At 31.1% G+C, this 17,510-nt stretch carries 14 protein-coding genes; 6 read left to right on the plus strand and 8 right to left on the minus strand.

Annotated elements, in window-relative coordinates; translation table 11 throughout:
• Positions 1-41 precede the first annotated feature (41 nt).
• Together hemC and hemA are read right to left on the minus strand one after the other, a co-directional pair.
• On the minus strand, positions 42-1,652 hold the full coding sequence (gene hemC, locus ACTG3V_RS02115) for a hydroxymethylbilane synthase (RefSeq protein WP_439130472.1): 1,611 nt from the start codon (positions 1,650-1,652) through the stop codon (positions 42-44).
• Between the two features lie 6 nt (positions 1,653-1,658).
• The gene (hemA, locus tag ACTG3V_RS02120; protein ID WP_439130473.1) at positions 1,659-2,894 is read right to left on the minus strand and encodes a glutamyl-tRNA reductase; all 1,236 of its coding nucleotides are present in this window, start codon (positions 2,892-2,894) and stop codon (positions 1,659-1,661) included.
• 205 nt (positions 2,895-3,099) lie between these two features.
• On the opposite strand from hemA, the gene ACTG3V_RS02125 reads away from it, so the two are divergent.
• Together ACTG3V_RS02125 and ACTG3V_RS02130 are read left to right on the plus strand one after the other, a co-directional pair.
• Positions 3,100-3,984, plus strand: a complete 885-nt coding sequence (locus ACTG3V_RS02125; protein ID WP_439130474.1) for a helix-turn-helix transcriptional regulator — start codon at positions 3,100-3,102, stop codon at positions 3,982-3,984.
• Between the two features lie 37 nt (positions 3,985-4,021).
• Positions 4,022-5,059: an RluA family pseudouridine synthase gene (locus ACTG3V_RS02130; RefSeq protein WP_439130475.1), complete on the plus strand. Its 1,038-nt coding sequence runs from the start codon at positions 4,022-4,024 to the stop codon at positions 5,057-5,059.
• Between the two features lie 72 nt (positions 5,060-5,131).
• Here ACTG3V_RS02130 and ACTG3V_RS02135 read toward each other — a convergent pair whose 3' ends face one another.
• From ACTG3V_RS02135 to ACTG3V_RS02145, 3 genes are all read right to left on the minus strand, one after another.
• Entirely contained in the window at positions 5,132-5,389 is a 258-nt protein-coding gene (locus ACTG3V_RS02135; RefSeq protein ID WP_439130476.1) for a DUF6952 family protein, read from the minus strand.
• Between the two features lie 34 nt (positions 5,390-5,423).
• The gene (locus ACTG3V_RS02140) at positions 5,424-5,732 is read right to left on the minus strand and encodes a thioredoxin family protein (protein WP_439130570.1); all 309 of its coding nucleotides are present in this window, start codon (positions 5,730-5,732) and stop codon (positions 5,424-5,426) included.
• 67 nt (positions 5,733-5,799) lie between these two features.
• Complete coding sequence (locus tag ACTG3V_RS02145; RefSeq protein ID WP_439130477.1) at positions 5,800-6,441, minus strand: peroxiredoxin; 642 nt, start codon at positions 6,439-6,441, stop codon at positions 5,800-5,802.
• Positions 6,442-6,705: 264 nt separating this feature from the next.
• Between ACTG3V_RS02145 and katG the strand changes: the two genes are divergently transcribed.
• The gene (gene katG / locus ACTG3V_RS02150) at positions 6,706-8,937 is read left to right on the plus strand and encodes a catalase/peroxidase HPI (RefSeq protein ID WP_439130478.1); all 2,232 of its coding nucleotides are present in this window, start codon (positions 6,706-6,708) and stop codon (positions 8,935-8,937) included.
• Between the two features lie 90 nt (positions 8,938-9,027).
• Here katG and ACTG3V_RS02155 read toward each other — a convergent pair whose 3' ends face one another.
• The 3 genes from ACTG3V_RS02155 to ACTG3V_RS02165 all read right to left on the minus strand — a co-directional run bounded on the left by ACTG3V_RS02155 (position 9,028) and on the right by ACTG3V_RS02165 (position 14,076).
• The gene (locus tag ACTG3V_RS02155) at positions 9,028-12,684 is read right to left on the minus strand and encodes a M1 family aminopeptidase (RefSeq protein ID WP_439130479.1); all 3,657 of its coding nucleotides are present in this window, start codon (positions 12,682-12,684) and stop codon (positions 9,028-9,030) included.
• An 85-nt stretch (positions 12,685-12,769) separates the two neighbouring features.
• Positions 12,770-13,657 carry an ABC transporter ATP-binding protein gene (locus tag ACTG3V_RS02160; protein ID WP_439130480.1) on the minus strand — a complete coding sequence of 296 codons (888 nt, stop codon included), beginning with the start codon at positions 13,655-13,657 and terminating at the stop codon, positions 12,770-12,772.
• A gap of 5 nt (positions 13,658-13,662) precedes the next feature.
• The gene (locus ACTG3V_RS02165; RefSeq protein WP_439130481.1) at positions 13,663-14,076 is read right to left on the minus strand and encodes a hypothetical protein; all 414 of its coding nucleotides are present in this window, start codon (positions 14,074-14,076) and stop codon (positions 13,663-13,665) included.
• Positions 14,077-14,286: 210 nt separating this feature from the next.
• Here ACTG3V_RS02165 and ACTG3V_RS02170 point away from each other — a divergent pair, with 210 nt between their 5' ends.
• From ACTG3V_RS02170 to ACTG3V_RS02180, 3 genes are all read left to right on the plus strand, one after another.
• Positions 14,287-15,378 carry a M42 family metallopeptidase gene (locus tag ACTG3V_RS02170; RefSeq protein WP_439130482.1) on the plus strand — a complete coding sequence of 364 codons (1,092 nt, stop codon included), beginning with the start codon at positions 14,287-14,289 and terminating at the stop codon, positions 15,376-15,378.
• 168 nt (positions 15,379-15,546) lie between these two features.
• On the plus strand, positions 15,547-15,921 hold the full coding sequence (locus tag ACTG3V_RS02175; protein ID WP_439130483.1) for an Hpt domain-containing protein: 375 nt from the start codon (positions 15,547-15,549) through the stop codon (positions 15,919-15,921).
• 16 nt (positions 15,922-15,937) lie between these two features.
• Positions 15,938-17,494 (plus strand): NAD(P)/FAD-dependent oxidoreductase, encoded by a 1,557-nt coding sequence (locus ACTG3V_RS02180; protein ID WP_439130484.1) that lies wholly within the window; start codon positions 15,938-15,940, stop codon positions 17,492-17,494.
• The last annotated feature ends 16 nt before the right edge of the window (positions 17,495-17,510 follow it).

The following is a 17,510-nucleotide window of genomic DNA, read 5'->3' on the forward strand; positions in this document are numbered from 1 at the left end:
TTATATTAATACTTTTTTTCTCTTGAATATTTACCCACAATCTATTCCTTCCCTTTGGGAAGGTTAGGATGGGAATAATAGTTATTCACCAACTCTAACAAACTCTCTACACTTGGTAAATTAGCCACTTCTACTTTAGTAAAATGTTTTCTTGCTTCTTTTGCAGTAGTTTCGCCAATACAGAATGCTATTTTATCAGTTTTGTTTTCTTGTAAATAGCTTTCAATTCCTGATGGACTGTAAAACAAAACTCCAGAAACTTCATCATCAATTTTCTCAGGACTCAGCATTGTTTTGTAAGCTTCCACCTCATTCACAACAATATCGTGAGTTTTTAAAAATGCAGGCAAAATATCTAAACGTAAATCACTACAGAAATACGTAACTTCTTTATTTTCTAATTCTTGTGACAAATATTCTGCTAACTTTTTAGCATTTTTAGCAACATAAGTAACTTTACCTATTCTTTTTTCTATTAGTTTTTTAGTTCTTCTACCAACACAAAAAATATCTTTAAACTTTAACTCATCCTTAGTAAAAGAATTTAGAATAGCTTCTACCGCGTTTTGACTTGTTATAATTACATTTTCAAGTTCGCTTTTCATTACTTTTGCTGGTATTCTATTAAATCGAATTTTAATAAAATCACTATCTTGAATACCAATAGTATGTGGTAAAATTCTCTTTTGAGCCTCAGATAGTTTTTTAGTTGAATACACTGCATGTTTAATCAACGAAATATCTTCATCTTCTAACATTAACTCTTTTCCACCTCTATTAATTACGTAATCTGCACAATCTTTTGCTAAAAAACGATGACGTCCTATTTTGGCTGTTTTGTTTACTGTTATTTTTTTAGAACCATCTTTTTTTAGCAATACTCCTTTAAAATTTATTTCCTCAGTCTTTTCATCAACATAAGCTAAAGCTCCAATTGGTGCTGTACAACCACCTTCTAGTTGATTTAAAAACTCACGCTCAATTCCAACACAAACTTGCGTTTCATAATGATTCAATTGTTCGCAAGCATCTTTTGTAAAATTATCTTTTTCTAAACAAGCAATCATAATTACACCTTGAGCTGGTGCAGGTATCATCCAAGAAAGATTAATGGCTCCTGCAGGACGTAGACCTATTCTCTCTAAACCAGCTGCTGCAAAAACAGCTCCATTCCAATCATTATCATCTAATTTTTGCAAACGTGTATTTACATTTCCTCTTAAATCTACTACTTTATGTGTTGGGTAACGATTTAACCACATTGCTTTTCTCCGTAAACTACCTGTAGCAATCGTTGCATTGGGTTGCCCGAAAAATTCTTCTGTATCTTTTAAAACTAAAATATCATTGTAGTTTGCTCTTTTTAACACAGCTCCTTGAATAATTCCTTCTGGCAAAACCGTAGGCACATCTTTTAAAGAATGTACTGCAATATCAATATCGCCATTCAACATAGCAATATCTAAATTTTTGGTAAAAATCCCTGTAATTCCTAATTCATAAAGCGGTTTATCTAAGACAATATCACCTGTAGATTTAATAGGAACAATCACAGATTCATATCCTAATTCCGTTAATTCTTTGCGTACTTTATTAGCTTGCCAAAGCGCTAATTGGCTATCGCGAGTACCTATTCTAATTGTTTTCTGCATCTTTTTTTAAGATTGAAACACCTTGTTTATCACTTGTAGACTTTGTGAAACAGATGTTTCTTCATCTTTAAGATGCTTCACAAATTGTGTGGTTATTTTTTGAATAAAACGAGATGTTAATAATTCTGCTTGATCTTCATCAAAATTAGCAATTTTTTTCTTTTGGAAATTAATCTCGTCTTTTTTAATATTTTCTAATGATTGTTTTAAGGCAGCAATTGCTGGTGTAAATCTTCTATGATTTAGCCAACTGTTAAATTCTGACTTATGTGTTTCTATAATTGCTTCTGCTAAAGGAACTTCTTGTTGACGAATTGCTAAAGTTTCATCAGTAATTTTTGATAACTCATCAACATTAACCAACGTTATATTTTTAAAATCAGTAACATTTTTAGCAACATTTTCTGGCATTGACAAATCTAATATCAGCAATTCCTTATTTTTAGAAATATGTGCTGTTGTTATGGTTGGCCTATTTGCACCTGTTGAAACAATTAACACATCTGCTTTAGCTACCTCTTCAGCTAAATTTTCAATTAACGCTTTTCTAATTGAAGCGTGTTCTTTTACAAATTCGGTTGCTTTTTCTTCTGTTCTGTTAATCAAACAAACTTGCTTATTTTGTGTGTATTCTGCTAAATTTTTACAAGTATGTTTTCCCATTTTACCCAAACCAAAAACTAATATATTTTTAGAATTATAATCTGGTAAATTTTTAACGAGATACTGCACAGCTGCATATGAAACAGAAGTTGTACCAGAACTTAATCTTGTTTCATTTTTCACTCTTTTACTTGCTTGAAGCACAGAATTTATTAATCTTTCTGTGTAAGCATTGGTAGTTTGTAAAGCTTTTGCCATTTTAAAAGACTGTCTTAATTGTCCTACAATTTCGTAGTCTCCTAAAATTTGACTTTCTAAACCTGTACCAATTCTAAATAATTGCTGAATTGCCTCTTGATCTTTATAAACATTTGAAACTTTTGCAAACTCTTGAATTGTACCTTCAGAAAACTCACATAAAAGTTCTATTAATTGACAAGGCCTTTGTGCAAAACCTGAAATTTCTGTTCGGTTACAAGTAGATAAAATAAAAACTCCATCAAAGCCTTTTTCCTTTGCTAAAGCCAATAAAAGTTTTTGATTTTCTAAAGATAAAGAAAATTTACCACGTGTGTTAGCATCCGCTTTTTTGTAACTAACCCCAATATTATAAAAGTGCTCTTGCCTTACTTCTTGCATTTTATTGTAAAAGTTGGACAAAAGTAAAAACTATATTTATAAAAAAATATCGCTTAAAGTACTTTTTATAACGTTAGCTGTTTTTTAGTTGTTTTTTAACCTTTAAACCTCTAAAAACCCCTATTTTTGCAGTAATTACAAGCTTTTTACAAAATACTATATAGAACCATTCTAAATAAAAGGAATCAAATTTAATTGCATAACTATGTTTAAAAATGTCGGAGAAAGTACTTTTGAAGAAATTACACTAGAAGATAATTTTTATGTACTTCATTTTCAGAACGAAAGCAGAGACGTACAGGTTTTTGAAAGAGATATTAACAGTACTTTTATTCAAATTCACTTTTGTTTAAGAGGGTTTTCTAAATTTTTATTTAATAATGGTTCTTATTCTTTTGATGTTTTAGACGGAAGATCTATACTTTTATATAACCCTCAAAGAACATTACCTATACATTTAGAAAACCAACCCAAAACAACTTTAGTTTCTCTATTGATTTCTATTGAAAAGTTTCATTCGTTATTTTCGAAAGAATCAGGTTATATTCCTTTTTTAAGTGATGAGAATAGCAATCGTAAATATTATGACGATACTGAAATAAAACCAACTGTTTCTATTGTTTTACAACAAATTATAAATTCAAATATTAATAGTTCTATTAGAAATTTATATGTAAAAGGTAAAGTTTACGAATTACTAAGCTTGCATTTTCAAAAAGATGAAAATGTTGAAGGTGAATATTGCCCTTTTTTAGTTGATGAACAAAATGTTTTAAAAATTAGAAAGGCAAAACAAATTATTATTGAGCGAATGGCAGAGCCCCCAACTTTACAAGAATTAGCTAATGAAATTGGTTTAAATATTAAAAAACTAAAAGAAGGTTTTAAACAAATATATGGGGATACTGTATATAGTTTTTTGTTTGATTATAAGATGGAACACTCTCGCAGACTTTTAGAAAGCAACCAATACAATGTAAACGAGGTAGGCACCCAAGTTGGTTATAGCACAGCCAGTCATTTTATAGCCGCATTTAAAAAGAAGTTTGGTACCACCCCAAAAAAATATGTAATGAGCTTAAATCAATAATTAGTTGTTATTTTTGTAATTAAAGAACACTGAACAATTGAAAGAAGAACCTTCTCAAGATATAGAAAACGACGACTTATACGAACATCATAGGTTTGTAGCAAGCGATGGACAAGTACCTTTACGTGTAGATAAATTTTTAATGAATTTTATTGAAAATGCTACCAGAAATAAAATACAACAAGCTGCAAAAGCTGGTAATATTTTGGTAAATGATGTTGTAGTAAAATCTAATCATAAAGTAAAACCAAGTGATATTGTTCGTGTGGTTTTAGCTTATCCTCCTGCTGAAAATTTATTGGTTGCCGAAAACATTCCTTTAGATATTGTTTACGAGGATGAAACCTTAATCGTCGTAAATAAACCAGCAGGTATGGTTGTACATCCTGGTCATGGAAATTACTCTGGCACATTAGTAAATGGCTTAATTCATCATATACAAAACTTACCCACAAACGCTAACGAAAGGCCTGGTTTAGTACATAGAATTGATAAAGACACCAGTGGTTTATTGGTAATCGCTAAAACTGAGTTTGCATTGGCTCATTTATCAAAACAATTTTTTGATAGAACTACAGAGCGATTGTATTATGCTTTAGTTTGGGGAAATATTGAAGAAGATGAAGGACGAATTGAAGGAAATATTGGGCGTAGTTTAAAAAACCGTTTACAAATGGCTGTTTTTCCTGAAGGTGATTTTGGGAAACATGCTGTAACTCATTTTAAGGTTTTAGAGCGCTTAACCTATGTAACTTTAGTGCAATGTAAATTAGAAACCGGAAGAACACATCAAATTAGAGCCCACTTTAAACATATTGGTCATACCTTATTTAATGATGAACGTTATGGAGGAAACGAAATTTTAAAAGGTACAACCTTTACCAAATACAAACAGTTTGTACAAAATTGTTTTAAGGTTTTACCAAGACAAGCATTGCATGCAAAAACCTTAGGTTTTACCCACCCAAAAACAGGTGAATTTATGCAGTTTAATTCTGATATTCCGTCAGATATTAGCGATTGCTTAGAAAAATGGAGAACCTATTCTGAACATTCTAAAGAAATTGAAGAATAAAATTATTAACTAAAAAAAGCCTCAGAAAAAAATTCTGAGGCTTTATAATTTAAACATAAAGTTTTTTTTATCTTATTGATCTATAGAACCTAATACACGTTTCATAAAAGTATTCAAAGCTTCTTTTTTAGGTGTACCATCTTTAATCATTTTATCGACTTCTACAGCTCCATATAAATTAGAAATCAACTCACCAATAACGTCTAATTCTTCATCTTTTAAAGATGGAACTTCTGTTAAGGCTTCTAAAGTTTCAATAGTTTCTAATATATAATCTTGGTCGTTTTCTTCGATAAAATTAGTTAAGTGCTTTATAACAGGTAATTTCATAATTTATATTTTAAGTAGATTCATAAATATGAAATTAAACAACTTCAGATACTAACTCTTTTAACATATCAAACTTATTTGTTTGTACCTGATTTTTCTTTTTACCAGCTACAAAAGTTGCAAAAGTTGGTAAATTGCTAACATCAGCTAATTTTCTACTTTCAGGAAATTTTTCCGCATCAACAATAACAAAATTTACACCCTCGTTTTCAGAAGCTAACTTTTTAAATTTAGGCTTCATAATTCTACAGTTTCCACACCAAGTAGCAGAATATTGCACTACTACCTTCTCATTTTCATTTACAATTTCTTGTAAATTATCCGCTGTTAATTCTTGTACCATTTTAGTTTTGTATTTTAAATTATGAACTACAAGTATTAACCTGTAGTTCATAATCTATAATTAATTTTTAGTGACTTGCTAAGTACTCTGCAGTACCTTTAGCGTTTGGAGACATTGCTTCTTTACCTTCTTCCCAGTTTGCAGGACACACTTCTCCATGAGACTGAACGTGTGCATAAGCATCAATTAAACGTAAAAATTCGTTTACATTTCTACCAACTGGCATGTGGTTTATACCTTCATGAAATACTGTACCTTCTTCATCAATTAAGTAAGTTGCTCTGTAAGTTACATTATCCCCTTCTACTTGCACTGTTTGGGTAGCTTCATCAAAGGTTTCATTAGTGATGTCTAAAATCCCTAAAATTGATGATAAGTTTCTATTGGAATCTGCTAAAATTGGATACGTTACACCTTCAATTCCTCCATTGTCTTTAGATGTACTTAACCAAGCAAAATGCACTTCTGGAGTATCACAAGAAGCACCAATCACAATTGTGTTTCTTTTTTCGAACTCACCTAAGGCAGCTTGAAAAGCATGCAATTCTGTTGGACAAACAAAAGTAAAATCTTTCGGATACCAAAATAATAACACTTTCTTCTTATTATTTACTGCTTCTTCTAATACATTCAATTTAAATGTATCTCCCATTTCGTTCATTGCGTCTACATTTAAATTTGGGAATTTTTTTCCAACTGCTGTTGCCATTTTGTTTTATTTTTAATTAATTTTTTTAATTTATTACACCACAAAACTATAGGCTTTTCTTGAATTTATGAACTTAAAAAAAAAGAAAAATCTTATTTAAGCATAGGTTTTCTCAATATAGTTTAATCTTTAAAACAAATCACCTAGAATAAAATCAACAACCAATTACATAACTATAAGTTATAATCAAATAAAAAGTATAGATAAAAATTATCTAAAAAAATATTGTAGTTTTGAGAAAAGTTAACAATAAATCTTCAATTTATGCAAAATAAAAAATCTAATAAAAATACAAATGTTTGGAAACTAAACGAATCCGAAGCTGTAAAAAAATGTCCATTTATGAGTGGAAGCCTTAAAAATACTGCAGGGGGAGGAACATCGAATAGAGACTGGTGGCCAAACGAATTAAAATTAAATATTTTAAGACAAAATGCATCAAAATCAAACCCATTAGGTGAAGAATTTAATTATGCTGAGGCTTTTAATAGTATCAATTACAAAGAATTAAAGCAAGATATCATCAATCTAATGACAGACTCACAAGATTGGTGGCCTGCAGATTATGGACATTATGGAGGATTTATGATTCGTATGGCTTGGCATAGCGCAGGTACCTATAGAATTGGTGATGGACGTGGAGGTGCTGCTACTGGAAACCAACGTTTTGCTCCTTTAAACAGTTGGCCAGATAATGGTAATTTAGATAAAGCAAGATTGTTACTTTGGCCAATTAAGAAGAAATATGGTAATAAAATTTCTTGGGCAGATTTAATGATTTTAGCGGGAAACTGCGCACTAGAATCTATGGGATTCCCAACATTTGGATTTGCTGGAGGTAGAGAAGACGTTTGGGAACCAGAACAAGATGTTTACTGGGGAAGTGAAACGGGTTGGTTAGATAATGATGAAAGATACGATACCTCTGATGGTGATTTAGAAGGTCATTTAGGTGCTGTACATATGGGACTAATTTACGTGAATCCTGAAGGACCAAATGGAGAACCAGACCCCTTAAAATCGGCACATGATATTAGAATTACCTTTGGTAGAATGGCTATGAATGATGAGGAAACTGTTGCTTTAGTTGCAGGTGGCCATACCTTTGGAAAAGCACATGGAGCTGCTGACCCTGATACTTACGTGGGTACTGAACCTCATGGTGCTGCAATTGAAGAAATGAGTACTGGTTGGAAAAACACTTATAAATCTGGAGTTTTAGATGATACGATTACTAGCGGATTAGAAGGTGCTTGGACACCAAATCCTACCCAATGGGATGCCGATTATTTTGACGTTCTCTTAAATTATGAATGGGAATTAACCAAAAGTCCTGCTGGTGCATATCAATGGAAACCAAGTGCATCATCAAATGCCAGGCAAGCTCCTGCTGCTGGTGGAAATGGAACGCAAGCCTTAATGATGTCTACTGCTGACATGGCTTTAAAAATAGATCCTACTTATCGAGAAATTTCTGAACGTTTTCACAAAGATCACAAAGCTTTTGAAGACGCCTTTGCTAAAGCTTGGTATAAATTAACCCATAGAGATATGGGGCCAGTTGATCGTTATTTAGGGCCAGAAGTTCCTAGTGAAGAATTAATTTGGCAAGACCCTATTCCTAAAGTAGATTATACCTTATCTGATGCTGATATTGAATCTTTAAAGAAAATGATTTTAGCTTCTGGTTTAACTGTCTCTGAAATTGTAAAAACAGCTTGGGCTTCTGCTTCTACTTATAGAGATTCTGACAAACGTGGAGGAGCAAATGGAGGAAGATTAAGATTAGAACCTCAACGCAGCTGGGCTGTAAACAATCCTGAGGAACTGCATAAAGTATTAAGTGTTTTAGAAAATATTCAACAAGAATTTAGTGAAACAATTTCTATGGCAGATTTAATTGTATTAGCTGGTAATGCTGGAGTTGAAGAAGCTGCTAAAAAAGCTGGATATTCCATAACAGTGCCTTTTACACCTGGTAGAGGTGATGCCAGTCAAGAGCAAACAGACCTGGAATCTTTTGGGTATTTAGAGCCTTTAGCAGATGGCTTTAGAAATTACATAAATCCTAAATTAAATGTTGCTGCAGAAGATTTACTTGTTGATAAAGCCAATTTACTAGCATTATCAATACCAGAAATGACGGTTTTAGTGGGTGGTTTAAGAGTACTAGGTACTAATTTTGACAATGGTAAACACGGAGTCTTTACTAAAAATATTGGCACACTAAGTAATGATTTCTTTACCCATATTTTAGATTTCTCATTAACTTGGAGCGCAGTAAATACCGAAGAAAAAGAATTTATAGGACGAGATAGAGCTACAGGCGCCATGAAATTTTACGGAACCAGAGCTGATTTAATTTTTGGTTCTAACACCGAATTAAGAGCCGTTTGTGAAGTATATGGAGCAAATGATGGTGAAGAACGTTTTGTAAACGATTTTGTAAAAGCCTGGACAAAAGTGATGAATTTAGATCGTTTTGATGTAAAATAACAAACTTATTTATACTAAAAAAAGGAGGTTTTCAAAAACCTCCTTTTTTTTATCACGATTATATCAAATCCTCAACATCAATTTAAAATATTAAATTTTTTGACGATTGTCCATAGACTGTGTATCAATCAATTTATTGTAAGGATCTATACCTACTTCTGTTGGTTTTTTATCTACAATTATAGAGATTTTATTGTTAATCTGAGTAATTTTATGCTTTTTCAAATACAACTCCACCTCTTTTTGAACTCCATCAACTTCTTCAGTTCCGAAAACACCAACATCAATATAATCTGCTAATTTTACAGATAAAATTGGTTTTTTCATCTTTTCAGATTTATAGGTCAAAGTATCTCCTACTTTTTCACCATAAATCTTTTTTCCTTTTTCATTGTTCCTGTATTTAGCAACCTCAAAATCAATATCTACTTGATATGTTCCATTTTCTAATGCTGTTGATGTTACATTTGTAATTCTATTTTTATATAAAGTAATCGTTTCAAACATGTCTTTAATTACATATTGCAAAGAATCTGGAGTTACTTCTTTAATGTAATTTACCATTTCTACAGAAGTGGTATATGGAGCTTCTTGAAATTTAACTTTTTCAACATAGCGTTTTAAAGCTGCATTCAACTTTTCTTCACCAATATAATCACTTAAAGCATAAAACACTAAAGATCCTTTTTGATAACGAATATACCCTTGTCCATCATTGTACATTAATGGTTTTTCGCGCTTACTTTCAAAGGTTCTCTGTACTAAATAGCCATCTAAAGCATCCTTTAAAAAAGTGCGCATTTTTGTTTTTCCATTTTGATGTTCCAAAACTTTTAAAGACACATATTCTGATAAACTTTCAGACAACATTGTTGCTCCTAAAACATCTGCTCCAATAACTTGATGCGCCCACCATTGATGCGCAACTTCGTGCACAGTTACAGCAAAAGGATAATCTACACCATCTTTATTATCATCATCAACATCTGCAATAAAACCAAAACCTTCAGAAAACGGAATTGTATTTGCAAAAGATTGGGCAAACGTACCAAAGGTCCTTGGAAACTCTAAAATTCGTAATTGTTTATGTTGATAAGGACTAAAATACTTTTCGTTATAATCTAAAGAAGCTTTCATCCCTTTTAGCATTCTATCTAAATTAAACGTATGTGGTTTGTGGTAGTAAATTTCTAAACTCACTCCTTTATACATTTCTTTTTTCACTTCGTATCTCGCAGAATTAAAGGCATAAAAATTCAAAATTTTACTATCCATTTTATAATGAAAGTACTTTCGATCATTTTCTACCCATTCTTTTTGCAAGTATCCAGGAGCAATAGCAATTTGATCTTTAGATGTAGATACAGTTGCCTCAAAATCAATCCAATCTGCATCTTTAGCTATATAAGTATTTCCTAAAGCAGATGAATCTGTAGGATAAGGACGTAAATCATTTGGTGGTAAATCGTATTTTTTCCTTGTTTTATTATCGGTTAATTCACCCTGAGAAGAGTATCCTAAAGAAGGAAACATCGAAAAATTATTGATAAACGTACCGTTTTCAATGATGGGTGATTTTTGTTGAAAAGTAGAATTTTCCTTACTTTTTACATTGATGGTTAACTCTAAAGAGTCTCCAGGTTGTATTGCATTTTCGAACTTAAAAATATCAAAATTAAAGATGGTGTCTTCAGATACTAAGGTGTTGGGTTTATTAAACTCGAATGTATTTTCTAGCGAATTATGATTTACAAAAACACTATCAATAGCTTCATCAGTTTTATTAACCATTGTATAAATTGCGCTAGCTTTGTAAGTTCTTTTCTTTGGATAAATAGCCACATCTGCCTTTACTGCAACAATTCTTGGTTGTTTGTAATTTTCGTATTTTTTGTAGGTTTTCTCCCACTTAACTGCATCTAATTCTGCTTGCTTGGATGATGAGTTTTCGTTATCTGATTTTGTTTCTAAATAAATAGAAACTCCTAATGATAAAAATGCGATAAAAAGTACACCAAATGCAGAAATCTGTGGCAATTTGAATCGTTTTACAGCAATTTCTATTCGTTCCCCAAAAGAACTTGGCAAACCTCGTACCCAAAACAGCATACTAAAAATTAAGAGGATTGATCCACCTAAAATCCAATACAATTTATACCATAAGTACCTTGATAAAGTTGTTCCATATCCATTCATATCAGAATAACTGACCCCAGAACCTTGATTGTATCTAAAAATTGGCAATTCTATACCAATAATCGGTAAAAAAGGCATCAGCGAAGCAATAATAAAAATGATAAAAAATCCTAAATACTGATTTTTCACTAATGTTTGAATAAATATAGCTAAGTAAGCCCAAACCAAATAACCTAATAATTTTAAGCCAAATAACTCTTTAATATAATGAGCAATTTCAAAATTATAATACTCTTGATAAACTTGAAACAATATTCCAGAAACCATAATTACCGCTAATAACACAATTTGCATTTTTAGTAAAGCAATTAATTTAGAGAAAAGTAAGGTCCAATTGGGTATTGGTGTACAATCTACTAAATGATTTACTTTAGCAGTATTGGCTCTCTGCACCAACATACCAGCATATAAAAATGTACAAATATTGATGACTAAAACCTCAAATAAAACTCCCCCATCAAGCATTTGTCTGGTAACTGGCAATGTAGACGTTCCAAAAATTTCACCTACTGTAAATAATGATGTAATTAAAACAATGATCCCTACAATTAAAATACAAATAAATGGAATGCTTTTAAAAATATAGATAAAATCGATGTTAGATAACCTCCACATCGTTTTTAAGTTTTGAATAAAAGAATAATTGTGTGTAACTTTTGGCAAAGTTATTCGTGTAATTCCGCTAAAATTTCTTTTGATAACCCTTTCCGATTTTGATTTTTTAAAAGAAATGGTTATGGCATTCTGGCTAAATTTAAAGTATTTATATACAACTGCAAAAATTAAACTAGAAATAGCAAGCCACAATAATCTGTTGTAAATAATAAGATCTTCAAACGGAACTTGCAATTCGTTTTGCTCATAAACCGTCCAGTATTTTGTATATTTATTTAAGGCTGAAAACCCAGAAGGTTCTAATAAAGCTAAGATTGTTTCTTGCTCAGGTTCAGAGAAAATATTTCCTATAGCACCTTGAAAAAACATTAAAATAATCACTGTAATAAAACCAGCACCAACACTTCTAGAAAAAGTAACCACTGCAAAAACCACTGCACCAAAAAACAACATATTTGGCAAAACATATACCAAATACGTATTAATGTATGTCATTAAATTTAAATCGCCTACAATATCAGAATTGGTTCCTGGAAAACGATAACCAATCATCATACCTAAAGCCACTGCAAACAAAATTGCGGATACAACTGTAATACCACTTAAAAATTTGGCAAATAAATAATTGGCTTTGGTAAACGGATACGAGTACAAAATGGTGTGCATTTCGCTCTTAAAATCTCTATAAATTGATACGCCAATTATTGATGGAAATAAAAAGAAAATTAATGTAGTAAATGCATTAAAACTCCCCACAACGTTTAAGGGTGAATTTACAATTCTGGATGACCCTACAGTACCTGTAATACTATCCCAAATTCCTGCTGAAGTTGCAGAAATAAAAAAAGCAATTACCACGAAGATGGTCATATAAATATAAAATAACGGTCTTTTAAACCAATACTTTAACTCTTGTTTAAATATTGTTGAAAACATATTTTTGATTTTTAGATGATTAGAAAATTAGCTTTTTGGCATCTTATTACGAATTAAAATGCTCCGTTTTTTTAACTTTCAATCTTTATACTAAAGCAGGTTCATCTTGTTTTAAAGCAATAAAATATACATCATCCAATTGCGGAGTTACAGATTCAAATTCATCTGCAGGTTTATCTGGAGAAAATACTCTAATATTTAAGGTATTGTCTTGATTGTAATTTGATGACAGGATATTGTACAATTTTTCATGCGCTTCTAAATCGTCTCTGTCAATGATTTTTTTCCAGATCTGCCCTTCAATTTCTTTGGTTGCTTCTTGAGGTGTAGTGTGTTTTAAAATTTTACCACCATTTAAAATAGCCATTTCATTACACAATTCTTTTACATCCTCTACAATATGCGTAGAAAAAATAACCGTACAATTGGTACCAACTTCTCTTAAAACATTTAAAAAACGATGTCTTTCTGCAGGATCTAAACCAGCAGTAGGTTCATCAACAATAATTAATTTAGGATTATTTAGCAATAACTGAGCAATACCAAAACGCTGCTTCATCCCTCCAGAATACCCAGCTACATGTTTGTATCTTACCTCATATAAATTGGTGATTTCTAAAAGCTCTTTGATTAATTTTTGTCGATCAGATTTACTTGCCACTCCTTTTAAAGTTGCAAAATAATCTAATAAATCATTAGCAGACATTTTTGGGTACACTCCAAAAGACTGTGGCAAATACCCCAATACTTTTCTAAGTGACATATTGTCTTCTAAAACATTAATATCACCAAAAGTAATTGAACCAGAATCCGGGCTTTGTAAGGTTGCAATGGTTCTCATTAAAGACGATTTTCCTGCTCCATTTGGCCCCAACAAACCAAACATTCCTGTACCTATTTCAAGACTCAAGTTATCAATAGCTTTTACTCCGTTTTTATAGGTTTTTGTTAAATTTTCAATTACTAGCTTCATATATTTTAATTTAATAGTCTTTTTAACTTTAAAGAACTCAATCTTGTAATGCCTTCTTTTTCATATTCTTGCATAAAGGTAATATTTACAAAATCATAATCTGATAAATGCAATAAATTTGCTTTTACTTCTTGTTCAATAATACCTGCATATTTTTTTATCATTTGATTAGACATCAATGCTACACTGTCCATTTTAAAGGTAAGTTCTACACCTTTTTGCGATATTGAATTTTTAGTAGTCGTATACGTTCCGAATAATAAATCTTTAAAAGTAAAAAATTTAGCAATTTTATTTTCAAACCCTTGTTTACCAATTTTAAAATCTATTTGATTACTATTCGTAATCGTTTCATTAGTAATACAACTAAAATTTAAAAGTAAAATAAAACACATCAGCATTATTCTTACTAATTTCATACTTCTCTTTTTAGGTTTTATAATTAGTAGGGCTAAGATAACATTTGTTTCATTTTTTTAGGTGTTATTTTCAACTATCCTAAAAAAAGGTTTTATTTTTACAGCTAAAGTGTTATATGATTAGTAGGACTATAATTTCTGATAACATCAGGATAAATAACATAAACTAATATTTAAACATTTTTACGTAAAAATTTATAAACTTTTATAATGGCAGAAAAATCAATTTTAAACGAAAAATCGTTAGAATTTTTAGAAAAATACTTAAATAATGCATCACCAACTGGTTATGAGTGGGAAGGCCAAAAAATATGGATGAACTATCTTAAACCCTATGTAGACACCTTTATTACAGATACTTATGGCTCTGCAGTTGGCATTATTAATCCTGATGCAAAATACAAAGTAGTGATTGAAGGACATGCAGATGAAATTTCTTGGTATGTAAATTATATTTCTGACAACGGATTAATTTATGTGATAAGAAATGGAGGTTCAGACCACCAAATTGCACCAAGTAAAATTGTTAATATTCATACCAAAAACGGTATTGTAAAAGGTGTTTTTGGATGGCCAGCAATTCACACTAGAGATAAAGCCAATGAACAAGCACCCAAACCAGATAATATTACTATAGATACTGGTTGTGCAACAAAAGAAGAAGTTGAACAATTAGGTATTCATGTAGGTTGCGTAATTACCTACCCAGATGAATTTCATATTTTAAATGGCGACAAATTTGTTTGTAGAGCTTTAGATAATAGAATGGGCGGATTTATGATTGCAGAAGTAGCTCGTTTATTAAAAGAAAATAATATTGAACTGCCTTTCGGATTGTATGTAACCAATGCTGTACAAGAAGAAATAGGTTTACGTGGTGCAGAAATGATTACCCAAACAATTAAGCCAAATGTAGCTATTGTTACTGATGTAACTCATGATACTACAACACCAATGATAGATAAGAAAAAGTCTGGTCATTTAGAAATTGGTAAAGGGCCAGTTGTAGCTTATGCCCCTGCTGTACAACAAAAACTACGTGATTTAGTGATATTATCAGCAGAAGCTAAAAATATACCTTTTCAACGTTCTGCTTTGTCTCGAGCTACAGGAACTGACACAGATGCTTTTGCATATAGCAATGGTGGTGTAGCGTCTGCTTTAATTTCTCTACCTTTAAGATATATGCATACCACTGTAGAAATGGTGCATAAAAGTGATGTTGAAAACGTAATTAAAATGATTTATGAAACGCTGATAAATATCAAAGATGGTGATACGTTTTCTTATTTTGATGCTTAAATTTTAATTATAAAACAATAAATTTTCGAATTTTAATTGAATCCTCTCTCACTAAGTATTGAGGATTCATTTATTTTTCAACTAAATTCAAGTATTTAAAAAAAATCTTGATTATTTTTTTTACCTTTACAATAAAGCTTACCAATAACCCCCAAAACATTAATAATTATGGAAATTGATGAAATATTAACTAGTAACGTGGTTGATGTAAGTTCTGTAAAAAGTTTTTTTGGCACAGATAAAGACATGTTAATACAATTAATAAATGTTTATCTTTCTGAAACAACACCAAGATTAAAAATCTTAGAAAACAATCTTGACACCGTAGATTATGAAGAAGTGAGGAGTGTATGTCATTTCCTAAAATCTTCATTTGGTTTAATGGGTATAAGTTGTTTGGAGGATATTGCAACTTTAGAACAACTTGCCAAAGAAAATGAAAACAAAGATGTCATTAAAGAAAAATTAAGCTACGTTATTCCTATTTGTAAAGAAAGTATCATAGAGTACCAATCAATTTTAAATAAGTTAGAAGCCTTATAATTTTTCAGTTTTTTAAATGATTAAAGAAATTCAACTCAGAGTTAATTTAGTAGAAGAAAAAAAAGAAGACATCCTCAAATACAAAGCATCTCAAAAGCTTTCTATTGCTTTTTCAGAAATTTCTGCAGTTCGGGTTTTAAGAAAATCTATTGATGCTCGTAAAAAAGACATTATTTTCAATTATAAAGTTGCTGTTTATATTAATGAAACTCCTCCTGAAAAATCGGATTATATTTTTAACTACAAAGATGTATCAAAAGCAAAAAAAATTCATATTATTGGTTTTGGCCCAGCAGGAATGTATGCTGCTTTACGTTGTATAGAATTAGGTTACAAACCTATCGTTTTAGAACGTGGTAAAAATGTGCAAGAAAGAAGACGAGATTTAAAAGCAATAAACCAAGATCATATTGTAAACGAAGATTCTAATTATTGCTTTGGTGAAGGTGGTGCAGGAACCTATTCTGACGGAAAACTCTATACAAGAAGTTTAAAACGTGGTGATGTTAGAAGAATTTTCGAAAACTTAGTTTTTCATGGCGCCACAGAACAAATTTTAATTGATGCACACCCACATATTGGCACCAACAAATTGCCTAAAATTATTCAAAATATTCGAGAAACCATTTTAAAATTTGGAGGAGAAATTCATTTTAAGAGTAGAGTTACAGATTTTATCATAAAAAACAATAAACTACAGGCAATTCAAATTAATGATGATTTTGAAATGGGTGTGAATGCTGTAATTTTAGCAACTGGGCATTCTGCAAGAGATATTTATGAATTATTGCATCGTAAAGAGATATATTTAAAAGCAAAATCTTTTGCCATGGGCGTTCGTGTAGAACATCCACAAGCTATCATTGATCAAATTCAGTACAGTTGTGATACTGAAAGAGACGAATTACTACCTGCTGCTGCTTACAGTTTAGTACAACAGGTAAATAATAGAGGTGTATATTCTTTTTGTATGTGCCCAGGTGGTTTTATAGTACCTGCTGCAACTGCTAATGGAGAAGTTGTGGTAAATGGCATGTCTCCTAGCAAACGAAATAATAAGTTTGCAAATTCTGGAATCGTAGTTGAATTAAATATTGATAAAGATTTTAAAAAATATGAGCAATTTGGAGCTTTAAAAGGATTAGAATTTCAAAAAGATTTAGAAAAAATTGCTTTTTTTGCAGGTGGTAGATCACAAACTGCACCAGGGCAAAGACTCGTTGATTTTGCTGATGGAAAACTCTCTAATAATTTAAATGATACTTCTTATCAACCTGGATTAAAATCTGCTCCTTTACATTCTTTGTTACCTAAAATTATTGGTAGTAGATTGCGAAAAGGCTTTAAAGCTTTTGGAGGCAAAATGCATGGATATTTTACCAACGAAGCAAATATTGTTGGTGTAGAATCTAGAACATCATCTCCAGTTAACATCCCAAGAAAAGAAAATTTAGAACACCCTCAAATAAAAGGTTTATTTCCTTGTGGTGAAGGTGGTGGTTATGCAGGTGGTATTGTTTCTGCTGCTATGGATGGTGAACGTTGTGCAGAAGCTGTTATTACAAAAATGTAATATTTTTATCATAAAC

It is taken from the genome of Polaribacter sp. (genome assembly GCF_965660385.1).
Lineage (GTDB): Bacteria > Bacteroidota > Bacteroidia > Flavobacteriales > Flavobacteriaceae > Polaribacter.

Coding starts and splice junctions, on each gene's coding strand:
- ACTG3V_RS02145 (WP_439130477.1), bottom strand. CDS start 6,441: ATGGCAACAGCAGTTGGAAAAAAATTCCCAAATTTAAATGTAGACGCA.
- ACTG3V_RS02165 (WP_439130481.1), bottom strand. CDS start 14,076: ATGAAATTAGTAAGAATAATGCTGATGTGTTTTATTTTACTTTTAAAT.
- ACTG3V_RS02175 (WP_439130483.1), top strand. CDS start 15,547: ATGGAAATTGATGAAATATTAACTAGTAACGTGGTTGATGTAAGTTCT.
- ACTG3V_RS02135 (WP_439130476.1), bottom strand. CDS start 5,389: ATGAAATTACCTGTTATAAAGCACTTAACTAATTTTATCGAAGAAAAC.
- ACTG3V_RS02180 (WP_439130484.1), top strand. CDS start 15,938: ATGATTAAAGAAATTCAACTCAGAGTTAATTTAGTAGAAGAAAAAAAA.
- hemC (WP_439130472.1), bottom strand. CDS start 1,652: ATGCAGAAAACAATTAGAATAGGTACTCGCGATAGCCAATTAGCGCTT.
- hemA (WP_439130473.1), bottom strand. CDS start 2,894: ATGCAAGAAGTAAGGCAAGAGCACTTTTATAATATTGGGGTTAGTTAC.
- ACTG3V_RS02140 (WP_439130570.1), bottom strand. CDS start 5,732: ATGGTACAAGAATTAACAGCGGATAATTTACAAGAAATTGTAAATGAA.
- ACTG3V_RS02125 (WP_439130474.1), top strand. CDS start 3,100: ATGTTTAAAAATGTCGGAGAAAGTACTTTTGAAGAAATTACACTAGAA.
- ACTG3V_RS02170 (WP_439130482.1), top strand. CDS start 14,287: ATGGCAGAAAAATCAATTTTAAACGAAAAATCGTTAGAATTTTTAGAA.
- katG (WP_439130478.1), top strand. CDS start 6,706: ATGCAAAATAAAAAATCTAATAAAAATACAAATGTTTGGAAACTAAAC.
- ACTG3V_RS02160 (WP_439130480.1), bottom strand. CDS start 13,657: ATGAAGCTAGTAATTGAAAATTTAACAAAAACCTATAAAAACGGAGTA.
- ACTG3V_RS02155 (WP_439130479.1), bottom strand. CDS start 12,684: ATGTTTTCAACAATATTTAAACAAGAGTTAAAGTATTGGTTTAAAAGA.